Source organism: Staphylococcus sp. URHA0057 (assembly GCF_000620265.1).
Taxonomy (GTDB): domain Bacteria; phylum Bacillota; class Bacilli; order Staphylococcales; family Staphylococcaceae; genus Staphylococcus; species Staphylococcus pasteuri.
Window position 1 is genome coordinate 12,796 of sequence record NZ_JHVS01000010.1, and the last position, 18,917, is coordinate 31,712.

Genomic DNA, 18,917 nt, shown 5'->3' on the forward strand with positions numbered 1-18,917 from the left:
TGGAATGAGAAGGTATGAAACGTTTTGATTAAGTGTAAAACCTCAGTATAATGTAAGAATTCACTTTATAAATATTTATTACACAAATTTGTGATAAAAATCTCTAAAAAATTGCGAGCAATTTGTTACAAATTTAGTGTATAAGCGTTAGAATAGTTAAGTCGCCATTATGGTTGTAAAAATGTTACACGAAATAGAGTGATTTTACAATTAGAGTTATTTTCATGTAAAATACAAACCACTAATAGAATTACTATATAAACGTATTAAGTTTATATAATGTGCATTTTACAATTAATTCGTGAATGATTTCACATTTTAGTCTTAATTAAACCTTTTTAGTTGTTGAAATCGCTTTCTTAAGGGTGTACGATAACTATGGCTTAAAAATATAAAAGTGAGGTTTTGGGGAAATGAATATTATCTTAGGAGTGGGTACTTTAGTATTAGTACTTGTAATTATGACGCTATTCTTAAAATTCGCGCCATATGGTAAACAGGGGTTGCAAGCTTTATCAGGAGCTGCTTGTGCAACGTTTTTACCTCAAGCGTTTTTAAGTTATGCAATTGGTGGCGTATTCCACATTAAATTTTTGCAAGAAATTGGTGATTTAGCAGGAAGCTTAAGTGGTATAGCAGTAGGTATACTAACTTGTTTAAATTTAGGCGTATCTCCAGTGTTTGCAGTTATTGTTGGTTTAGTATTACATGATTTCAAATTATTACCAGCATTTATTGCAGCGTATATTGTGGCTTTTGGAATTAAATTAATAGAGAAAAAAGTTCCAGAAGGACTAGATTTAATTGTTGTTATTTTATTGGCTCCAGCAATTACATTTGGTTTAGCAAGCGTTATTACACCAGGAGTAATGGCTACACTTAAACAAATTGGTAGTGCGGTAACTTCAGTTGGCGACAATAACCCATATGCACTAGCAATTATCTTAGGACTCGTAATACCAGTAACAGGTATGACACCATTAAGTTCAATGGTATTAACAAGCTTATTAGGACTAACAGGAGTACCGATGGCAATTGGTGCAATGACATGTATGGGAAGTTCATTTGTAAACTACGTATTATTCAGTAGATTACAAATTGGTGGTAAATCTAAAGCATTTGCAGTTGGTATTGAACCATTAACTCAAATTGATTTAATCGCACAATATCCAGTACAGCTTTACGGTTCAAATGCAATAATAGGTATGGTTAACGCTTGTATCGTGACATTTATGGGCGTAGTCATCGGCGTTAAAGGTATGGCAACACCAATTGCTGGTGCGATCGTATTATTCGGTTTCAACCAACCAGTTAGAGCGATTATTACAATTGTAATTGTAGCTATTGTAAGTATAATACTAGCGTTTATCATGAGTATGATTATTAAAAAATTCAATTTAATGAATTTAAGTTTAAATGTACCGAGCAAAAAGAACAAACTTAAGGAGAGTGTTTAGTGATGGCTAAAAGCTATGATTATCAAAGTGCGTTTGACATTATTGGACCAGTTATGATGGGTCCATCAAGCTCTCACACAGCCGGAGCAGTAAAAATCGGAAACTCAGCAAGAGCAGTTTTAGGCGATGTACCTAAAAGTTTAGAAATTCGTTATTATGAATCATTTGCCAAAACACATCAAGGGCATGGCACAGATGTTGCAGTTGTCGGTGGTGCAATGGGTTATAGTACATTTGATAATAGAATTAAAAAAGCATTAGACATCGCAGAAGAAGAAGGCATTGAAGTAGAAATTATTGAAGATGAAGGAGAAAGTATTGGAGAACATCCAAACTGTGCTTTCATCAAAGCTAAAGATGCAAACGGACGCTATATAGAAGTTATCGGTATTTCAATTGGTGGCGGAACTATCAAGATAAAAGGTATCCATGTTAATGGTTTAGAAACGAAAATGAATCATGGTTTACCGATTTTAACTGTAGATGGACCGGCAGATAAAGCGCAAATCAATCATTTAATTAACGATTTAAACGATATGTCAATTGAATACAAAGATGAATTAACTCAAATTAATGATGATAAAAGCTTAGTAGTGTTACCATTAAATAAAGCAATCAAAGAATCAGCATTAGACACATTAAGAGACAAATACAGTGATTTTACCGTTTCCTATATTAATTAAGGGGGATTCAAAATGTTTGATTCAATTAGAGAAACTATAGATTATGCAGTTGAAAAAGATATGTCCTTTGCAGAAATCATGATCCAAGAAGAAATGGAACTTAAAGGACTTTCACGTGATGAAGTACGTGAAAACATGAGACAAAACTTAGAAGTAATGAGAGATGCTGTAGTTAAAGGTACTACGGGCGAAGGTGTAGAAAGTGTTACAGGCTATACTGGACATGACGCAGCAAAACTACGTGATTATAACGAAAATAATCATGCGCTATCAGGTCATGAAATGATTGAAGCAGTTAAAGGTGCGGTAGCAACTAATGAAGTCAATGCAGCAATGGGTATCATTTGTGCAACACCTACAGCTGGATCGTCGGGTACAATCCCAGGCGTACTATTTAAATTAGAAAAAACGCATAATATTACTGAAGATCAAATGGTAGATTTCTTATTTACAGCAGCATTATTCGGAAGAGTAGTTGCTAATAATGCTAGTGTTGCAGGTGCAACAGGTGGTTGCCAAGCAGAAGTAGGTTCTGCATCAGCAATGGCAGCTGCAGCAGCAGTAGCAATTTTTGGTGGTTCTCCAGAAGCATCAGGTCATGCAATGGCATTAGCTATCAGTAACTTGTTAGGTCTAGTTTGTGACCCAGTTGCTGGACTAGTAGAAATTCCTTGTGTTATGAGAAATGCAATTGGTTCAGGTAATGGGTTAATTTCAGCTGACCTTGCATTAGCAGGTGTTGAAAGTAGAATACCTGTTGACGAAGTGATTAGCGCTATGGATAAAATTGGTAGAAATTTACCAGCATCATTACGTGAAACTGGTTTAGGTGGTTTAGCAGGAACACCAACTGGTGAAGAAATTAAACGTAAAATCTTTGGTGAAGCTGAAGATATGGTAAAAAACAACTAATTCATTAATCATAATTTAGCACTTAAGTGCCGGATAACTCTGGTACTTAAGTGCTTTTTTCATATGTTTTTATTAATATATGGAAATATAATCATTTATTTTTCTGAAGATTAAAAAAACTTATTGCAATTGCACATCCCAATAAATAAAATAATTTTAAAGGGGCTGGTGCAATGCTACGTTTAACTTTAATTTTTATAGCATTCATCATTAACACAACGATAACGTATTTGTGGACATCAGAGGGAACTTGGGTGAATTTATTATTCAAATCATTATCGCTAAGTATGATCATTGTGTTCATGTTTTATTACATTCGTTTTGTTATTGAAAATAGGGAAAGCTAGTGAGGTTAAGTAATGGATATTCAATCTGACTTAATCTCATTTTATGTTATATAAATCAAGTTGATAAAAAGCAAGGTCAAGCCATTGTTCAAATTTATAACCTACTTGCTTAATAGTGCCAGCATGATTGAAATTAAATTTCTCATGTAATTTTATGCTACCTATATTTGAAGCATCTATACCTGCAACAATTGTACGATAGCCACTTTGTTGTGCTTCCTCAATTAATTTTGATAATAATTGTGACGCAATACCACTATTTCTATAGTCAGGGTGAACATAAATTGAATGTTCAATACTATATAGGTATGCAGGCCAATCTCTGAAAGAACCATAAGTTGCAAATCCTTGAACGATATTATCTTCTTCAAAAACAAAAACAGGTTCATTTTTCTGTTTTTTATTTTCAAGCCATTGAATACGTTCTTCTATAGTTGTGGGTTCATACGTATATACTGCAGTAGTATTAATAATCGCATCATTATATATAGTTAATATAGCCTCTAAATCTGATTTTTGCGCTTCTCTAATCATCTTAATCACCTCTCAATCAATTAGAAACTATTTAAATAAAGATTGCAAGATTTATATATTTTGAATTTTGTATCATTAAATGAAAACAAAATTTTATTCAAAGATGATGTAGTGAACAATGTTTAATGATATACTAAAAGCAAAATAAAAGTATAGCTAAATTTGGTCTCAATGATATCGTTTTTAGTTAAAGGAGAAACATTTATGAAAAAATGGACAAATCGATTAATGACTATAGTCGGTGTCATTTTAATATTAGTAGCAATATATTTATTTGCTAAACCTCATATTGATAATTATTTCCATGAAAAAGATAATAGCGATAAAATCGAAAAATATGATAAAACAGAAAGTAAACAAAGTGAACATTCCAAAGATAAAACACCAGAAATTCCTAAGGATAAATCTAAAATGGCTGGATATATTAAAGTACCAGATGCTGAAATTGAAGAGCCAGTTTACCCTGGCCCAGCTACACCAGAACAATTAAATCGTGGTGTTAGCTTTGCGGAAGGTAACGAATCTCTAAGCGATCAAAATATTTCTATTGCAGGTCATACATTTACTGACAGACCACATTATCAATTTACTAATTTGAAAGCTGCCAAAAAGGGAAGTAAAGTTTACTTTAAAGTTGGTAATGAGACACGAAAATATAAAATGACAAGTATAAGAGATGTTGATCCATCTGATGTGAAAGTATTAGATGAACACAAAGGTGAAAAAAATCAATTAACATTGATTACTTGTGATAATTATAATAAAGAAACTGGAGTTTGGGAAAAACGTAAAATATTTGTCGCGAAAGAAATTAAATAGAAAAGATATTTAGATGATGAACAACTTCTTATGAATCAATGGTGAAGGTGTTCATCATTTTTATTTTTCAATAATGAAAGTAATTTCAAATTGTGAATATAGTTTCAGTCTGAATAGGTCATCTTCATTGTCTTTGAAATGTTGTCTATAATTAGGATAAAGATGAGATAGGGGGACTACATGTGATTAAAGCAATTGCCGTTGATATGGATGGGACATTTTTAGATTCAAAAAAACAATTCGATAAAGAACGTTTCGAACGAATTTTTAAAGAATTAAAAAGTAAAGGCATAGAATTTATAGCTGCTAGTGGAAATCAATATGCAAAGTTAAAGTCTATTTTTGGTGAGAGAGACATGTTTTTTATTGCAGAAAATGGGGCAGTGATATATAAAGGTAACGAATTATATCAATATCGAAGTTTTAATCATCAAGATTATCAAGACGTCATTGATTATTTAAATTTAGAAAGACAAATTAATCAATTAGTTGTATGTGGTTTAGAAAGTGCCTATATTTTAGAAGACACACCAGAAGATTTTAAAGAGGATACAAAATTTTATTACCATCAATTAAGCGAAATATCCCAATTACAAAATTTACCTGAAGATGAATATGTCAAAATAGCTTTAAACATTAATAGAGAAACACATCCACAATTAGATAAAGATTTACAAGAACGTTTCCCAGAAACTATCAAATTAGTATCAAGTGGTCATGATAGTATTGATATTATTATGCCAAATATGACAAAGGGACAAGCTTTACATAGATTGCTTGAATTATGGGGATTAGAACCTTCTGAATTGATGGCTTTTGGTGATGCAAATAATGATAAGGACATGCTAGAACTAGCGCAATATAGTTATGTCATGAAAAATAGTCAAGACGCCTCATTGTTTGATATAGCGTATGACGTTGCACCAAGTAATGATGAGCAAGGCGTGTTAACAACAATTGAAACAATGGTACTTGATAATCATAAATAATAAAAATGCGACGAAGTGTCTCTAAATGAATCACTTCGTCGCATTTTATTTATATACTTAATTTAAACGTGTATCACAAGTACCTGTATTGATAACTGATAATGAAGCATTTAATCCACCTTCTACAAGATTTTGAACGGCTTCATCAGAGAAGAAAGCGATGTGAGGTGTTAATAAAATATTTTCATTTTCAATGAGTTCTAATAACGTTTCATCTTCAACTTTTTTATTAGTCCAATCAAATGTGAAGTAAGGTGATTCAAATTCATAAGTATCAACAGCTGCTCCATATAAAGGACCATTATTAACAGCGTCAATTAAAGCTTTTGTATCTAATACGGCACCACGAGCAGCATTAACTAGCACGGCACCTTCTTTTACTTTGGCAAACATATCTTTATCAAATAAGTGATAGCTATCTTTATTTGCTGGTACATGTAATGAAATAATATCAGCATCTTTAATAGCTTCTTCTACTGAATCTTTGTACTCTAAGAAATCGAGTGACTCATTTGGATAAGCATCATAACCAATGATTTTTGCACCGAAACCAGCATAGATTTTCGCAGTTGCTGCACCAATACGTCCAGTACCGATAATAGCTACAGTCATGTTTTTAACAGGACGTGACATAATAGGTGCTGCCCAAGTGAAATCGTGATTTTGTACACGTTTTTCAATAGCAGGGAATTTACGTACTAATTGTAATGCTATTGATACAGAGTATTCAGCAATAGTTTCAGGTGAATAACTAGGTACATTTGAAATAATGATACCGTGCTTTTTAGCTAATTCTAAATCGTACATATCGAATCCAGCAGTTCGCTGTGCAATTTGTTTAATGCCATAAGATTCTAATTTAGGATAAACTTCGTCTTCAAGTTTACCGAATTGCATTGTCGTAACACCATCATAATCTTTAAGTTGATCAACAGTGTCTTTGCTAAGTAATTCAGGTGAAGTAGTGACTTCTATATTATTCTTTTTACCCCAGTTTAACGCCATTTCTTTCTCATATTCTCTAGTACCGAAAAACATTATTCTTGTCATAATGAAATTACCCCATTTCAAAAATTATAAAAAGTTGTTTAACAAATAGTATGATATAAAAAATAAGTAAAACTATAACCTACATCCACATTATATTGTGAATCTTTTCACAAATCAAGTTAAAAATTAGTTTTTTTGAAATCTGAATAGAAATAGTTTTATATGTTTAATTACAAATGTATGTTAACAAGCATTAAAATATGAATTAGTTCAATTATTTTAGAGAGGGCATCTTTTAAGATATAATATCCATAATAATAATATGGAGGTACCTTTATGAGTAATATGAATCAAACAATTATAGATGCGTTTAATTTTAGACATGCAACAAAACAATTTGATCCTGAAAAAATCATTCCAAAAGAAGATTTTGAAACAATTTTGGAAGCGGGAAGATTGTCACCAAGTTCATTAGGTTTAGAACCATGGAAGTTTGTAGTTGTGCAAAATAAAGTATTGAGAGACAAATTGAAACCTTACAGTTGGGGCGCTCAAAAACAACTTGATTCAGCAAGCCATTTTGTAATCGTACTTGCGCGTAAAAATGTAACGTCTCAATCTCAATTCGTTCAAGATTTAGTAAAAGGTGTTAAAGGTTATAAGGAAAGTACATTACCAGCAGTTTATGAAAAATTTGATAATTTCCAAACTAATTTCCATATTAATGATAGCGAAAGAACATTGTTTGATTGGGCAAGTAAACAAACATACATTGCTTTAGCAAATATGATGACAAGTGCAGCGCTTTTAGGCATTGATTCTTGTCCAATGGAAGGCTTTGATTTAGATGAAGTGACATCCCTTTTAAAAGATGAAGGTATTTTAGATACAGATCATTTTGGTATTTCTGTAATGGCAGCATTTGGTTATCGTGCTGATGAACCACCACACGGTAAAGTTCGTCAAAATTATAACGATGTCATTGAGTGGTTTGAGTAAATAAATATTTTTAAGTGAAGAAAGAGCGGTGAGAAATAATTCGATTTAATTATTATTTCAATCATCGCTCTTATTTTGGGTTGATGAATAGAATCATATGTTGCAGGGTAAACTTAAAGTGTACATCCTTGTGAGCACATTATTTTTTAATCATAGCGTATGGATGTAGAATGATAACTAAGGAAAAGTAAACGTTTACATTTTCGATATAACTTTATATATTGTTTAATACATTTCCTACAGTATTTCAAAAATTATAAAAGGACGGGATACGATGGCAAATATTAACGTAAGAGATTATATAGATGAAAGCTATGGCTTATTTATAAATAACGAGTTTCATAAAAGTGAAAGTGGAGAAACATTAACATTTTCTAATCCAGCAAATGGAGAAGAATTAGCTCAAGTAGCTAAAGCAGGTAAAGGTGACGTTGATAAAGCAGTAACAGCGGCTACTGAAGCTTTTGATGCTTGGAGTAAAATTTCTAAAGAAGAACGTGCTGATTATTTATTAGAAATTAGCCGTAAAATTCATTACAATGCTGAACGATTAGCAACTATCGAATCATTACAAAATGGTAAACCTTATCGTGAAACATCTACTATAGATGTACCAATGGCGGCTAACCAATTTAAATATTTCGCAAGTGTTTTAACTACTGATGAAGGTTCAGTTAATGAAATTGATCATAATACTATGAGTTTAGTAGTAAATGAACCAGTTGGTGTTGTAGGTGCAGTTGTGGCATGGAACTTCCCAATTTTACTTGCATCATGGAAACTAGGACCAGCACTTGCTGCAGGTAATACTGTTGTTATTCAACCTTCATCATCTACACCTTTAACATTAATTGAATTAGCTAAAATATTCCAAGAAGTATTACCTAAAGGTGTTGTTAACGTATTAACTGGTAAAGGTTCTGAATCTGGTGATGCTATATTCAATCATGAAGGTGTTGATAAATTATCATTCACTGGTTCTACAGACGTTGGTTATGGCGTAGCTAAAGCAGGTGCTGAACGTATTGTACCAACTACATTAGAACTTGGTGGTAAAAGTGCTAATATCATCTTTGATGACGCTAATATTGATCAAGTTATTGAAGGTGTTCAATTAGGTATTCTATTCAACCAAGGTGAGGTATGTAGTGCTGGATCTAGATTACTTGTCCAATCATCAGTTTATGATAAATTATTACCAAAATTAAAAGAAGCATTTGAAAATATTAAAGTAGGTGACCCATTTGCAGATGATGTTAAAATGGGAAGTCAAACTGGTGAAGAACAACTAGAAAAAATCCAAAACTATGTCAAACTAGCTGAAGAAGATTCAAGTGCTAACATTGTAACAGGTGGTCATCGCCTTACTGATAATGGACGAGATAAAGGTTTCTTCTTTGAACCAACAATTATAGAACTAAAAGATAATAGTCATCGATTAGCACAAGAAGAAATTTTTGGTCCTGTACTAGTAGTAGAAAAATTTGACGATGAACAAGAAGCAATTGATATTGCTAATGATTCAGAATATGGACTAGCTGGTGGTATCTTTACAACTAATTTAAACCGTGCATTAAATGTAGCTAAAGCAATGCGTACAGGTCGTATCTGGATCAATACGTATAACCAAATTCCAGCTGGCGCACCATTCGGCGGATATAAAAAATCAGGTATCGGTCGTGAAGTTTACAAAGACGCAATTAAAAACTATCAACAAGTAAAAAATATTTATATCGATACTTCAAATGAAACTAATGGATTATATTAATATATATTAATACTTTCTGAGGTTTGTGAATATATAATAAGAGCCAGTCCAAGACTTAAACAATGTCTTGGACTGGCTTTATGTTTATATTGAAGTTATTGTTGTGGTACTTTTGATTCATCTGAATGTAATTGTACAGTAAGTCCTTCAGGTGAAGTTAAAATTTCGCTTGATTGATTAGGTTTATAAATATCAAATCCAGATAATCCATAGCTATTATCATTATCTTCACGTTTTTTACTTGATTGCCAAGTGTTAGCAGCTAAATGATGATGATATTTATTAGTAGACATAAATAGTGCTTGTGGGAATTTAGAAATATGTTCAAAACCAATTTGATCTATATAGAATGATTTAGCATCTTCTAAACTATTAGTTTTTAAATGTAAATGTCCGATTTTAGCACCATCAGGCATACCATCCCAGCCATCTTCAGTTCTTTCTAATAATAATGTAGGTCCATCAACTTCTAAAGTATCCATTTTGACGAATCCGTCATTCCAAATCCAACCATCTTTTGGACGGTCACTATAAATTTCAATGCCATTTCCTTCTGGATCAGCGAAATAAAGTGCTTGGCTTACAAGATGATCTCCAGCACCAATTCTCATACCTTTATTAGCTACGTAATATAAGAAGTTAGCTAAGTCAGTATCAGTAGGAAGTAAGTAAGCAATATGGAATAGTCCGGCTTCTGATGCACTAGGTTGTCTGCCATCTTTAAGTACATTTAAAGTTAAAGTGTGTCCACTTTTACCAATTGCCAGAATAGCTTGTTCGTCGCTTTGTGATAATACATTAAATCCTAAAATGTTTGTATAGTAATCAATCATTGTGTTTAAATCTTTGACGTTTAAATTAATATTTGTAATTTGTGTTGCAGTTTTATCATGAAATGTCATAGTTAATTCCCCGCTTTTCTCTCTTTTGAATATACTTATTATAACTGATATAAAAAGTATATTCAAGATAAAAGTTTAAAAAAGAGGGATAAATTGAAATAAACATTTATCCCTCTTATTACTTCTACTTTATCAATTTAACCTAAATATACGTCTTGTACGCTATCATCTTTTTCAAGAACATCTTTTGCGAATGGACAAGAAGCAATAATTTTTAAATTGTTTTTACGAGCATAGTCTACAACTTGATATACTAATTTTTTTCCAAGTCCTTGTCCACCAAGTTCATCAGAAACACCAGTATGATCAATATCAATTTCATTATTATCTGCAGTTTTAAATGTGATTACTGCTTTAGGATCGTTTTCATCTTCGCCAACATAAAATTTATTTGTACCTTGTTTAATTTCTTCAGCCATAATTCATCGCTCCTTTATTGTGTATATAGTATATTTATCACTAAATAAAAATTTAAAACATTTGCTATATAAGAATAGAGATTAAATTGAAGTGCTAGATAAAATTACAGCAGAGCATTTAAACAATTTAACTATATCTAATATAAGAAACGGTAGTATTATAGTATTCCTCGAAACCATGAATACCATCTGCGCCACCTAGACCAGATTCTCTCCAACCAGCATGGTAGCCGTTAACAACTTCTTCAGCTTCACAATTGGCATATACTTCACCAAATTTTAAACGTTCAGTTGCCGTCATGACTTCTGATAAATCATTTGAGAATATATAAGAAGAAAGGCCAGCGTTTGTATCATTAGCGTCTTCAATAACTTGATTAAAGTCATTATATGTTGTGATTGCTAATACAGGACCAAATATTTCTTCTTTAAATGCACTATCTGTTTGTTTAACGTTATCTAAAACAGTAGGAGCATAGAAATAACCAGGGCGGTCTAATTTGTGACCACCTAATACAAGTTTAGCTCCATTATTAACAGCATCTTGTACTTTTTCGTCTATGCTATTTAATTGAGTTTCATTAATAATAGCACCGAAATCTGTTTTTTCATCAAGAGGATTTCCTACAGTTAAAGCTTCCATTTTAGATTTTACTTTTTCAACAAATTTATCATGAACGTCTTCATGTACAAATATTCTCTCAGGACATGTACATACTTGGCCTGCATTTTTAATACGAGCAGTTACAATATAATCCACAGCTTTATCAATATTTGCATTTGGCGTTACGAGGACAGGGGCGTTTCCACCTAATTCTAAGTTTACCTTTTTAACTGTGTTTGCTGCATTTTCAAATACGGCTTTACCGGCACGCATGCTACCAGTTAAAGATATTAATTTGATATCTTTATGTTGTGCTAATTGTGTACCAACAGTTTCACCAGTACCTGGGACGATTTGGATTAAACCTGCAGGAATCGTTGAAGCTTTAAAAATTTCAGCTAAACGTAGGGTAAGTAATGTTGTTTCTTCACTAGGTTTAATGACAACAGAACAACCTGTTACAATAGCAGGAATGACTTTACGTAATAATACTAAAATAGGAGCATTCCAAGGTACAATACCAGCTGTTACGCCGATAGGTTTTTTAGTGAGTTGAATAGTTTCATTTTCTACACTATTTTGTAAAACTTCGCCTTTATTACTCATGCTTAAACTAGTCATATAATCAATAAATTGAACAGATTTATCAATTTCGCCTTGAGCTTCGGCTAATGTTTTACCTTGTTCTTTGACGTAAAGTTGTGCAAGTTCTTCTTTATTTTGTTCAAGTAATGGGATTAATAATTTAACATGTTCGGCACGAGTTGGTTGCGGAACTTTTTCCCACTCTAATTGTGCATGTTTAGATTTCTCGATGGCTTCATTAACTTCCTCAGTAGTCGCAAATGTAATCGTATCTATTTTTTCACCAGTTGCTGGATTAATTACATCCATTGTTTCGTTTGAATTACTTTCTATAAATTCATTGTTTATAAATAATTGATTAGTCATATAACATACCTCCACTTGAAATATTCCCTAAAAGTCAGTGATTAAATATTAAAATTAAATTTAGACATAAAAAAGTTAGAGCAACAATGCTCTAACTTTTTGTGAACCCTTTATAGAATATAGGTATGAGGAGTATAAATCCAAATACCCCCATAATAGGGAATACTTTTCCAATAAGTGATATAAATCCAACGAAAGTGCATATAAACGTAATGAATGCCATTGTGATAATCAATATATAATAACGTTTCGAGAAGGGTTTACTAAATCTAGCAGCAAAAGCATACATAAGTCCTACTACTGTATTATAAATTACTAAAATCATAATGACTGACATAATTAGTCCAATGGATGGTGAAATATTTTTAGCTAATAATAGGGAAGGTAACGCAACATCTTTAATTTGATTAAATTGAGTTACAAGACCTAAATTAATCATTAATATTAAAAATGTGATGATGACACCGCCTATTAGTCCGCCATACGTTGCTGACTGACGATATTTTAATTTGCCACCCATAACTGAGAAGAAACTGAACGCAGCCGCAATTTGTAAACTAGCATAATTGATACCATCAAACCACCATCCAGGTGAAATAGATTTATGATGATTTGAGTATTGGTTAGCTGCATTAAAGTTAAGATGACCTGATGCAAAATAATAAATAGCTATCATTGTTACAACTGCTACTAGAAACGGTGTCACTCCTCCTAGTACTGCAATGAGACGATCAAATTTTAAAAATAATGTTGATAATATAAGAATGACTAGTAATAATGAACTCAGCCAGTATGGAACGTTGAAGCTCTCATGAATAGTAGAGGCTCCGCCAGCTGTCATTATAATAGCTAATGAAAATAAAAAAACAGTTAATATTAAATCAAAGACTTTAGCAATCATTGGATGTAAATAATAATGTACTGATTCTGAATGGTTACCTGATTTTAGTCGATAACCTGTCTTTAAAACAAAGATTCCGCCTAGAGTAATAATAGTTCCTGTTACAATAATGCCAGCTAAACTATAAACACCATGGCTAGTGAAAAATTGGAATATTTCTTGACCAGTCGCAAATCCTGCACCTACGACAACGCCTACAAATGCGAAAGCCACTATAATGGACTCTTTAGCTATATTCATTTATGTTCTTATCCCTTCATGTCAAAATTAATGAGATTTCAATTTTAATTATAATTATCTTAAAAATTCATATCTTTCTATTTTAGACGAAATAATACTAAAAATAAATACTTGAGTACATGCTATATGGACTATTGTGTAAATAAGACGTACGGTTTCTAAGAATTAAAAATAGTAATGCAATACAAAATGATTAGTGTAGAATAGTAATGACAAAAATTTTTAATAAATATTAATGCATTAATGATGATACTTTGATAGTATTAGCAAATATTGATTGGAAAAAGTGTAAAAGTTGAAGAAGGTGTTGTTATGATATTTGATTTACCTTTAATGCTAATGATTGTTGTATTTTTAGCATTAGGTATATTCAGTCAATGGTTAGCAAATAAAATAAAATGGCCATCCATAGTAGTAATGGCCATTGTAGGTCTGTTAATTGGACCAATATTAGGCATAGCGAATCCTAAAGAAGCAATGGGATCGGAAGTATTTAGTCCTATAGTTTCATTAGCAGTAGCCGTTATATTATTTGAAGGTAGTAGTAATTTAGATTTCAGAGAGTTAAAAGGGATATCGAAAGCGGTCATCAGAATTATTACTGTAGGTGCAACGATTGCATGGATTTTAGGTGCAATTGCATTACATTTTGTATTAGATTTTCCAATTTCAGTATCATTAGTTATGGGTGGATTATTTTTAATCACTGGCCCTACAGTAATCCAACCATTGTTAAAACAAGCAAAGGTAAAGAAAAATGTCGATTCAATATTACGTTGGGAAAGTATCATATTAGATCCTATTGGTCCTATGTTGGCACTATCAGCATTCTATGTATACCAAATTGTTGATGAAGGTATAAGTTTTTTAGTAATCTTACTATTTATCTTAAAAATTTTAAGCGTTGTTTTAATAGGTTTTGGTGCATCATTCTTATTTAATTGGTTAATTAAACGTGACATGATACCACAAAGTTTAATGCCGCCAATACAACTGGTATTTATACTTTTAATATTTAGTATCTGTGACGAAATTTTAGCAGAATCTGGATTATTATCTGTAACCATATTTGGACTTATAATGGCACGAAATAAACGTCATGACTTAATGTTTAAGGAGTCTGATCATTTTATAGAAAATGCATCAACAATAATGGTTTCAACAGTATTTATTTTAATTACATCATCACTTACTAAAGATGTATTACTAAACGTACTATCATGGCAATTACTTGTATTTAGTATTGTAATGATTTTACTTGTAAGACCTTTATCGGTAATTATTTCCACATTTAGAACAGAAATAACTAAAAGAGAACGTGTTAGTGTAGCCTTAATGGCGCCTAGAGGTATTGTTGTACTTACCGTTGCACAATTCTTTTCAAGTTTGTTTATGGATGACGGCGTTAAGATGGCTCAATACATAACACCAGTCACATTTGGTCTTGTATTTATTACCGTTGTTATTTATGGATTTAGCTTTACGCCGTTAAGTAAGTTGTTAGGCGTAGCAAGTAATGAACCACCTGGCGTTATTATTGTTGGGGAAAGTGAATTCTCATTTCATTTAGGAAGTATGCTTAAAGATCATGGTATACCCATTATGATGTTCAATTTATTTGAAAACACTTCAGATAAAGCACATCAGCAAGGATTTGAAGTATTTAAAGGGAATTTATTATCTAGCAATGACCGTATATATTCAGATTTACTAAGATATAATAAGTGTATATTGATGACGAAATCATTTATTTTTAATAGTTTAGCATTTAATGAACTAGTACCTGAATTTGGTTTGAATAATGTCCATATGATGCCGGTATCATTTAATGATGAACAAGCACGTAATAATTTAAATGGTCCTATTCGAAATCATATTTTATTTGATGAAAATCATACACCAAGATGGTTTGATAACTATATAACACAACATAATATTATAGAAGTGCCTGCCGAAAGATATCATGAAATTAATGATAAAGATATGTTAATTTATTATATTAATGAAAATAAAAATGTCACTTTTAAAAGGAATAATCATTCACTACCTAAAGAAGAACATGGGACATATGGTATATTAAAAAATGTTTATAACGTATAAAATATTGCTTTTATAAAAAAATAATGTTAATATAACATCAGAAATATCTCGCATATAACACCAATCCCCTCACTACTGGTGATAGTGAGGGGATTCTTATAGGTGTGGTTACTTACGTCTATTGTTTTTATCATTGCGGCAGCGTAACCAATTAGTATACCAAGCAATGATGCAACCGCTTGTTATGGTTGCCAGAATATTTATCAGAATATCCCGCATCATAACACCTCCTTTACACGTCATTAGGACGTCTAAAGCATAGACGATAGTATTATTATAGCAAGGGATAATTAATTTAAAAGAAAAAAATATTATAAAATATAAAAACAGGGCGATAATTGGAATTCTACTCAATTATCGCTCTGTTTTTATATTATTTTAAGTATCTATCATGCATTAAAATTTTAAGAATATCTATTTGAGATTGTAGTTCATGTCCTACATTAGTGTCTTTAATTTTTTTACGTGTTAGTTCTTCATCAACAACACGTTTAACTGATAACTCATCCGCACCATCTGATAATACTTTTTCCTTAGTATTAAATTCTTGGTGAGCAACCAATTGCATACCAAATGAATTATAAAGTAACGTATAACCAGCTATTCCTGTAGTAGATTGATAAGCTTTTGAGAAACCGCCATCAATAACTAACATTTTACCATCTGCTTTAATTGGATCTTCACCGTCAATTTCTTTTACTGGTGTATGCCCGTTAATGATACGGCCTTCATCAGGATTTAAATCAAAGTCTTTTAACATCTTACGAATCATATCAACATCTTCTCGTAAGTAATAATAAGGATTCTTTTCTTCTTTATGTGAGGCTTTATCTTCAATAAAATAACGTTCAAATGTTGTCATGGCACGTTTACCAAATAATGAAGAGTATTTACCAGTCCATAAATACCAAACTAAATCAGTAGAAAGATCATCTGTGATTTCTTTGTCGTCAAATGCTTTTCTTACATGATATTCAAAAACATCTAATAGTTCACGTCCACTATGTGATTCACCATCGATTTCAAATGATTCCATTTCGCCATTTTCATCTACTGGAATGCATCCATGAATAAGTAAATTTCCGTTATAAGGCAGATATAATTTTCCTTCTCTCATTAAGAAGGACATGTGGCGACGAAGTTTTTCAGATTGTTGGAAAGAAAGGAGTAACTTCTCAATAACATCTTCCTCTTCTTTCAATAATGTTTCAGGATGTTCTGGATCAACAGTTTGGAAACATGTATCTTTTAATGGGTATGTTTTACCGTAAACAGTAATTTCATTCTTGTCGTAATCAATTTTTTCTAAAACTAAGCGTTCTTCCATTTCAAATGATGGGCGACGTTTGATAATTGGCATTTCAAGCTTAAACTGTATCATTGCAATTGCTTGATGAATCTTCGTAATCTGATGTTCTTCACGTTGAGTAAGACTTACTTCCTTGTCAGGACGTTTTTTCGGTTTGAAAGCTGGATTATCTCCACTATAATATTTTTCAGCTAAAGTAAGTAAAGGTCTTAAGTTAATGCCATATGCATCTTCAATAATATCTAAATTATCATAACGTGCACAGATTCTAAGTAAATTAGCTAGACACACTTTGGAACCGGCATAAGCACCAATCCATAATACGTCATGATTTCCCCATTGAATATCTACAGAATGATAATTAATAAGCGTATCCATAATTTTATCTGGTTTAGGTCCACGGTCATAAATGTCTCCAACTACATGTAAATGGTCAACGACTAATCGTTGTACAGTATATGAAAGACCGATAATTAAATCATCAGATTGTTCTAATTCAATAACTTGGTTAATCAATGTTTCGTAATATGTTTTTTTGTTTTGATATTCATTATTTTTATAAAGCAACTCTTCAATAATGTATACAAATTGTTTTGGTAACGCTTTGCGTAATTTAGAACGAGTATATTTTGAAGAACAGTATTTTGTTAATTCTATTAAACGTTCGATAGTTGTAATATACCAAACATTGAGCTGACCTTTCGCATTGAATTGATTTTTAACTAACTTTAATTTGTCTTCAGGATAATATACAAGTGCTGCTAAATCATTAATTTCTTTTTCGTTAAGCGTATTTCCGAATATATCATTTATTTTTGCTCTGACATTACCTGAACCATTTCTTAAAACATGTTGGAAAGATTCATATTCACCATGTAAATCACTTACGAAATGTTCAGTGCCTTTTGGAAGTTCTAATATTGATTCTAAATTGATAATTTCTGTAGCTAATTTTTCAGCACTATCAAAACGTTGTGATAGTAAGTCTAAATATTTTTGTTTCAATTCACTTTCAGTAATATGTGTCATGATTTGTCACTCCTGTTTATAAGTTCCAATATAGTCAGTCTTTGTAATAATTAATGCGCTTACATTTGATTATCAAGAAAAAGTGATTAATTTTCAATAGCAAAGCTTTATTTGAAAATATATTTTTATATTCAGAGTGCTTCAAGTTTGAAAATGACAATTTTTTAGAGGGAGCTAATTGATTATGGCATGGAACAAATAGGGGGTCATACTAAAAAACGCCAACAAAGTAGTCACTATGTTAGCGTTAAGTAATAATATATTATTTGACACGTTTACGTTTTACGAAATATCTAATAACAAAGTAAATAATGGCAATGATGATAATAACATACATAATTCTAGAATATGTATGAATACCATTCATTAATGCGCCAAAACTATCGCTAAGCAAACGACCTAGTATAATAAGCGCAAAGTTCCATATAGTTGTACCCAATAATGATAAAGATGTGAAAACAATAATATTCATACGATTAATACCTGCAGGGATGGTAATTAATACACGTAATACTGGTATGAATCGACATAGAAATACTGCCCATGCGCCATATCTTTTAAACCAATCATTGGCACGTTTTAAATCACTACTTTTCAATTTCATCCATTTACCATGTCGATCGACAAAACGGTAAAGTTTTTCTTCTGAAATAAGACGACAAATATAGTATAAAATTAATAATCCAATAAATGATGCAATCGTTGCAATAATTAACAATGTCCAAACTGATAAATGAGATTTAACTGATAATAATCCTGCAAAAGTTAAAATAATTTCTGAAGGGACAACAGGTAAGACATTTTCTAATAAAATTAAAATAAAAATAGCTGTATAGCCCCATTGGCTAATAAAATTCGTTATAATTTGTTCCATTTATATAAATAGACTCCTTTATTCATCTAAACAATCTACTTAATTAAAAGTACGGTAACGTCATTATAATAAAAAATAGTCATAAATGCT

18 protein-coding genes are annotated in these 18,917 nt (G+C 31.5%); 9 read left to right on the forward strand and 9 right to left on the reverse strand.

Annotated elements, in window-relative coordinates:
- The first annotated feature begins 413 nt into the window (after positions 1 to 413).
- The 4 genes from N524_RS0107085 (at position 414) to N524_RS13410 (ending at position 3,399) form a co-directional block, all read left to right on the forward strand.
- Positions 414 to 1,457: a PTS sugar transporter subunit IIC gene (locus tag N524_RS0107085; protein ID WP_029056094.1), complete on the forward strand. Its 1,044-nt coding sequence runs from the start codon at positions 414 to 416 to the stop codon at positions 1,455 to 1,457.
- A gap of 2 nt (positions 1,458 to 1,459) precedes the next feature.
- On the forward strand, positions 1,460 to 2,140 hold the full coding sequence (gene sdaAB, locus N524_RS0107090; RefSeq protein WP_017636554.1) for an L-serine ammonia-lyase, iron-sulfur-dependent subunit beta: 681 nt from the start codon (positions 1,460 to 1,462) through the stop codon (positions 2,138 to 2,140).
- A gap of 12 nt (positions 2,141 to 2,152) precedes the next feature.
- Complete coding sequence (sdaAA, locus tag N524_RS0107095; protein WP_017636553.1) at positions 2,153 to 3,052, forward strand: L-serine ammonia-lyase, iron-sulfur-dependent, subunit alpha; 900 nt, start codon at positions 2,153 to 2,155, stop codon at positions 3,050 to 3,052.
- Between the two features lie 173 nt (positions 3,053 to 3,225).
- The gene (locus N524_RS13410) at positions 3,226 to 3,399 is read left to right on the forward strand and encodes a hypothetical protein (protein ID WP_096807728.1); all 174 of its coding nucleotides are present in this window, start codon (positions 3,226 to 3,228) and stop codon (positions 3,397 to 3,399) included.
- A gap of 36 nt (positions 3,400 to 3,435) precedes the next feature.
- On the opposite strand, the gene N524_RS0107100 is transcribed toward N524_RS13410, so the two are convergent.
- Entirely contained in the window at positions 3,436 to 3,933 is a 498-nt protein-coding gene (locus tag N524_RS0107100; RefSeq protein ID WP_029056095.1) for a GNAT family N-acetyltransferase, read from the reverse strand.
- Between the two features lie 204 nt (positions 3,934 to 4,137).
- Here N524_RS0107100 and srtA point away from each other — a divergent pair, with 204 nt between their 5' ends.
- Entirely contained in the window at positions 4,138 to 4,752 is a 615-nt protein-coding gene (gene srtA / locus N524_RS0107105; protein ID WP_029056096.1) for a class A sortase SrtA, read from the forward strand.
- Positions 4,753 to 4,934: 182 nt separating this feature from the next.
- Positions 4,935 to 5,741 (forward strand): Cof-type HAD-IIB family hydrolase, encoded by an 807-nt coding sequence (locus N524_RS0107110; protein WP_029056097.1) that lies wholly within the window; start codon positions 4,935 to 4,937, stop codon positions 5,739 to 5,741.
- A gap of 57 nt (positions 5,742 to 5,798) precedes the next feature.
- Here N524_RS0107110 and N524_RS0107115 read toward each other — a convergent pair whose 3' ends face one another.
- Entirely contained in the window at positions 5,799 to 6,791 is a 993-nt protein-coding gene (locus tag N524_RS0107115) for a D-lactate dehydrogenase (RefSeq protein ID WP_017636549.1), read from the reverse strand.
- Positions 6,792 to 7,067: 276 nt separating this feature from the next.
- On the opposite strand from N524_RS0107115, the gene N524_RS0107120 reads away from it, so the two are divergent.
- Together N524_RS0107120 and N524_RS0107125 are read left to right on the forward strand one after the other, a co-directional pair.
- Positions 7,068 to 7,730 carry an NAD(P)H-dependent oxidoreductase gene (locus tag N524_RS0107120; RefSeq protein WP_017636548.1) on the forward strand — a complete coding sequence of 221 codons (663 nt, stop codon included), beginning with the start codon at positions 7,068 to 7,070 and terminating at the stop codon, positions 7,728 to 7,730.
- A gap of 274 nt (positions 7,731 to 8,004) precedes the next feature.
- Positions 8,005 to 9,498: an aldehyde dehydrogenase family protein gene (locus N524_RS0107125; protein WP_029056098.1), complete on the forward strand. Its 1,494-nt coding sequence runs from the start codon at positions 8,005 to 8,007 to the stop codon at positions 9,496 to 9,498.
- Between the two features lie 95 nt (positions 9,499 to 9,593).
- Here the strand turns inward: N524_RS0107125 and N524_RS0107130 are convergent, their stop codons facing one another.
- The 4 genes from N524_RS0107130 to N524_RS0107145 form a co-directional block, all read right to left on the reverse strand.
- Complete coding sequence (locus tag N524_RS0107130; RefSeq protein ID WP_017636546.1) at positions 9,594 to 10,400, reverse strand: VOC family protein; 807 nt, start codon at positions 10,398 to 10,400, stop codon at positions 9,594 to 9,596.
- Between the two features lie 137 nt (positions 10,401 to 10,537).
- Positions 10,538 to 10,819, reverse strand: coding sequence for a GNAT family N-acetyltransferase (locus tag N524_RS0107135; protein WP_017636545.1), 282 nt, complete (start codon positions 10,817 to 10,819; stop codon positions 10,538 to 10,540).
- A 127-nt stretch (positions 10,820 to 10,946) separates the two neighbouring features.
- A complete protein-coding gene (gene aldA / locus N524_RS0107140; protein WP_029056099.1) occupies positions 10,947 to 12,374 on the reverse strand; it encodes an aldehyde dehydrogenase in 1,428 nt (475 codons plus the stop codon).
- Between the two features lie 91 nt (positions 12,375 to 12,465).
- A complete protein-coding gene (locus tag N524_RS0107145; protein ID WP_029056100.1) occupies positions 12,466 to 13,515 on the reverse strand; it encodes a YkvI family membrane protein in 1,050 nt (349 codons plus the stop codon).
- A 312-nt stretch (positions 13,516 to 13,827) separates the two neighbouring features.
- On the opposite strand from N524_RS0107145, the gene N524_RS0107150 reads away from it, so the two are divergent.
- Positions 13,828 to 15,615 (forward strand): cation:proton antiporter, encoded by a 1,788-nt coding sequence (locus N524_RS0107150; RefSeq protein WP_029056101.1) that lies wholly within the window; start codon positions 13,828 to 13,830, stop codon positions 15,613 to 15,615.
- A 108-nt stretch (positions 15,616 to 15,723) separates the two neighbouring features.
- Here N524_RS0107150 and N524_RS13415 read toward each other — a convergent pair whose 3' ends face one another.
- The 3 genes from N524_RS13415 to N524_RS0107160 form a co-directional block, all read right to left on the reverse strand.
- Positions 15,724 to 15,858: a type I toxin-antitoxin system Fst family toxin gene (locus N524_RS13415; RefSeq protein WP_371106450.1), complete on the reverse strand. Its 135-nt coding sequence runs from the start codon at positions 15,856 to 15,858 to the stop codon at positions 15,724 to 15,726.
- Positions 15,859 to 15,988: 130 nt separating this feature from the next.
- Positions 15,989 to 17,953 (reverse strand): fructose-bisphosphatase class III, encoded by a 1,965-nt coding sequence (locus N524_RS0107155; RefSeq protein ID WP_017636541.1) that lies wholly within the window; start codon positions 17,951 to 17,953, stop codon positions 15,989 to 15,991.
- 262 nt (positions 17,954 to 18,215) lie between these two features.
- Positions 18,216 to 18,827, reverse strand: coding sequence for a DedA family protein (locus tag N524_RS0107160; protein WP_017636540.1), 612 nt, complete (start codon positions 18,825 to 18,827; stop codon positions 18,216 to 18,218).
- Between the last annotated feature and the right edge of the window lie 90 nt (positions 18,828 to 18,917).